Source organism: Rubritalea profundi, assembly GCF_002954445.1.
GTDB lineage: Bacteria > Verrucomicrobiota > Verrucomicrobiia > Verrucomicrobiales > Akkermansiaceae > Rubritalea > Rubritalea profundi.
The window spans coordinates 1,180,198-1,183,243 of the sequence record NZ_MQWA01000001.1 but is presented as its reverse complement, the minus strand read 5'-3'; the positions used below and the strand labels follow the sequence as shown (position 1 = coordinate 1,183,243).

5 protein-coding genes are annotated in these 3,046 nt (G+C 45.4%); 2 read left to right on the top strand and 3 right to left on the bottom strand.

Features of this window, described 5'->3' with window-relative positions:
• Positions 1-4: 4 nt before the first annotated feature.
• Entirely contained in the window at positions 5-961 is a 957-nt protein-coding gene (locus BSZ32_RS05110) for a M56 family metallopeptidase (RefSeq protein ID WP_105042433.1), read from the bottom strand.
• A gap of 9 nt (positions 962-970) precedes the next feature.
• On the bottom strand, positions 971-1,351 hold the full coding sequence (locus BSZ32_RS05105) for a BlaI/MecI/CopY family transcriptional regulator (protein ID WP_105042432.1): 381 nt from the start codon (positions 1,349-1,351) through the stop codon (positions 971-973).
• 173 nt (positions 1,352-1,524) lie between these two features.
• Here BSZ32_RS05105 and BSZ32_RS05100 point away from each other — a divergent pair, with 173 nt between their 5' ends.
• Positions 1,525-1,887: a hypothetical protein gene (locus BSZ32_RS05100; RefSeq protein WP_165788655.1), complete on the top strand. Its 363-nt coding sequence runs from the start codon at positions 1,525-1,527 to the stop codon at positions 1,885-1,887.
• A gap of 48 nt (positions 1,888-1,935) precedes the next feature.
• Positions 1,936-2,253, top strand: a complete 318-nt coding sequence (locus BSZ32_RS05095) for a hypothetical protein (RefSeq protein WP_105042430.1) — start codon at positions 1,936-1,938, stop codon at positions 2,251-2,253.
• 159 nt (positions 2,254-2,412) lie between these two features.
• Here the strand turns inward: BSZ32_RS05095 and BSZ32_RS19160 are convergent, their stop codons facing one another.
• Positions 2,413-2,907 carry a hypothetical protein gene (locus tag BSZ32_RS19160; protein WP_206018725.1) on the bottom strand — a complete coding sequence of 165 codons (495 nt, stop codon included), beginning with the start codon at positions 2,905-2,907 and terminating at the stop codon, positions 2,413-2,415.
• Positions 2,908-3,046: the final 139 nt, after the last annotated feature.

The window sequence follows — 3,046 nt, the reverse complement described above, 5'->3', positions numbered from 1 at the left end:
TAGGTTAATAAGTCGACGGTTTCTGCTGGGTTTCAGATAAACTAACAGAGGGTGCTTGGGGCCGGATCACTGCGAGAGCGAAAGTGCTGCTCACAGTGATGGATAGCAATAGGGCGATCATCAATGGGCTCGGAGATTTTTGCTTGGTGAGGAGGCTGTTGACTCGATTGCGGAGGGATGCTTTGTCTGCCATAGCAAGTGCTGTAGAGGGGATAGACTGTTTACTAATGAGCTGCTCCGCGACGTTGCAGAGTGCCGTGATGTAGCATTTGGCATCTGTGCCATTGGCAATTATCTGAGCATCAACAGCGAATTCACATTGGTTGCGAAGACGGTTACGAAGTAGCCAAACAAAGGGGTTGAACCAATGTAGGATACAGTTGAGCTGGGCGATATGAGAAACCCATAGATCGCGACGACGAATGTGGCCTAACTCATGGAGCAGCACCATGCGGAGAGTAGTCGAGTCCCAGCTGTTAGCATTTTCAGGCAATAAAATAGTGGAGCGAAAGAGCCCTGCAACCACTGGTGATGTGACCATCGGAGTGCAGCGGAGTGCTGGTTTTTTCTTTAAACCCGAATCGAGAGTTGTTTCTGCGAGGAGTTTTTGGATGTTGCTTGATTCCACCGGCGTCGAGCGAGAAATCCATTTTCTGAGGGTGTTCACTTGCAGCAGGTAGCGGACAAAAAAGATAACTGAGCCAATAACCCATAGGGTGAGGGCGATAGTGAGCCAGCTAGATTCAAGCGGTGCAGGGGAGCTCTGTGAACTTGTCTCTTGGTTCAGCCAGCTAAACTGGATATGCCATTTAGGAAGCGTTAGAAGAATGGGAACGATCAGCAATAGTATCGTCATTCCTGCAGTGAGCGAAGAAGCTCTAGCGGGGCTTTTTTTGCCAAGCCACACGCTCATGAAATAAGCGGTGATGGAGAGAATGAGGCTAATGCGAATGGCGTCCATGGGGGGTGTTTAGTCTTCTTTGTTTTCTACTAACTTTCTAATCTCAGAGATCTCTGATGCGCTAAGCTGTTCGGATTCTTCATCGAGCAGAGCAGCGACCAGCTTTTGCGGCTTGCCGTCGAAGAATGTCGATAAAAGGTTCTTGATGGCTGACTTCCTCGCCTTCTTCTCGTTGATCGCGGCCTTATATATATAACGTCGAGATTCTTTGCCATGTTTCACCATTTCTTTATTTTCGAGCGTTACCAGTAATGCTCGTACTGCTGAATAGGAAGGTGGGTCCGGTAGGTTCTCTTGTACTTGCTTAGCTGAGGCCTGACCTAGACGATAAATGATGTCCATTATCTGTCGTTCACGTCGTGAAAGTTGGCCTTGTTCCAATCGGTTCATAAAATCACCATACGTAATGCTAGAAAGCCTGCAATTAAAAAGTGCTAAAAAAACAGCATAAAAGTTTGACGTGAGATCTAAATGCTGTTTTTCTAGCTCCTGTGAAATATCAATCTATTCTTCAGTTTATCGGATTGTGTGGAGTGTTATCTGTGGTGTCGTGTACGACGCAAATGCCATCAGCTCCAACGAATGATCAGAGCGCCGTGACGCCCATGTCGGTGACGAGAGAGCTGGGATTTATTGAGAAGCGTAATCGACCCGGCTTAGGAACGGGCTGGGGGGATGCGGTAAATTCTGCGATAAGTTATACAAAGTTTGAGCGTGAAGGGAGTAAGCCTAAATCGCTAGAGATTATCTATTATAATGACAAAGAAGGTATAGATGCGATGTCTCAGAGTTGGAGCTATAGTGGTGAGGGAATGCAGAAGGGAGCTAAAGGCTTAGTAGAATGGGGGGTTAAATCTGGATGGGGCTATGCGAAAAATCTCAATGCTGGTGGGAAAAGATTCATCGTTGGAAAAGGTAAGGCCTAGTATAGCCTCGTTGTTCGTAATATTTGCCATTCCAGGTTAGAGGTGGTCATGAGTGTGGATGGACTGGATGTGATGGATGGTAAATCGGCATCAACCAAAAAGCGTGGTTATATGATAGAGCCGGGGAAAACATTATCAGTAAAGGGTTTCAGGACCAGTGACGCCGCGGTCGCAGCCTTTAAGTTTTCTAGCGTAGATACTAGTTACAGTAACCTACGGCATGGGACGACGAGAAATGTCGGAGTTATCGGTATGGCGGTTTTTACTGAGAAGGGTATAGACCCATGGAGATGGAATGGTGGTGAGCTGGATGCTCGGAATGCAGCCCAAGCGTTCGCTGAAGCGCCAATGTTAAAAGCCCAATAGTAATAGATTTCGTGTGTGTGTGTGTGTGGAGTCTGGTAGTCTAGAGGGGCGGATTGTGCCTTTATGTTACCAGGATTTTTGTTTGTAAAAATGAGCAATAAAAAACCACCAACAGTTATGTGAACCGTGGTGGTTTTTGAAATTAGTTAGACTAATAAATTAGAGCTGCCCCTTGAGGGTTGCATACTCTTTGCGAAGAGTGCCAAGTTCTTCTTCTACTTTAGCCATTTTCTTGTGAATATCTCCGAGACGCTTAAGTACTTTTGAGATGTCTCCAGTCTTTGTCTTACGGCTTGGGGATGGGGAACCTGCTTCTTTAAGCCAGTTTCCAATGGTAAGCTGAGACACTTTGTATTTGCGAGATGCAGTAGCAGCTCCGCCACGGCCTTTTTCCGCATTATGCTTATCTACGAAAGTGAGGATTTCAGCTTTCTCAGTGTTAGAGTAACGCTTACCACGATTTTGTGCTTTAGGAGCTTTAGGCTTCGCTGTTTTAGCTTTAGCTGTTGGAGTCTTAACTGTTGGAGTCTTAACTGTTGGAGTCTTAGCTGTTGGAGTCTTAACTGTTGGAGTCTTAGCTGTTGGAGTCTTAGCTGTTGGAGTCTTAACTGTTGGATTCTTAGGAACTTGTGCTTTAGTTGTCTTTTTTGCCATGGTGATATGATTTATTGTAGATATATCTACTTTGCACAAGTTTTATTTATGAGTCGAGGACGTAAATCTAAGTAATACCAGTCGAACAATCGTCTTACCGTAATGATTGTTATTTAAGATCGCAGGAGATATTAACCTG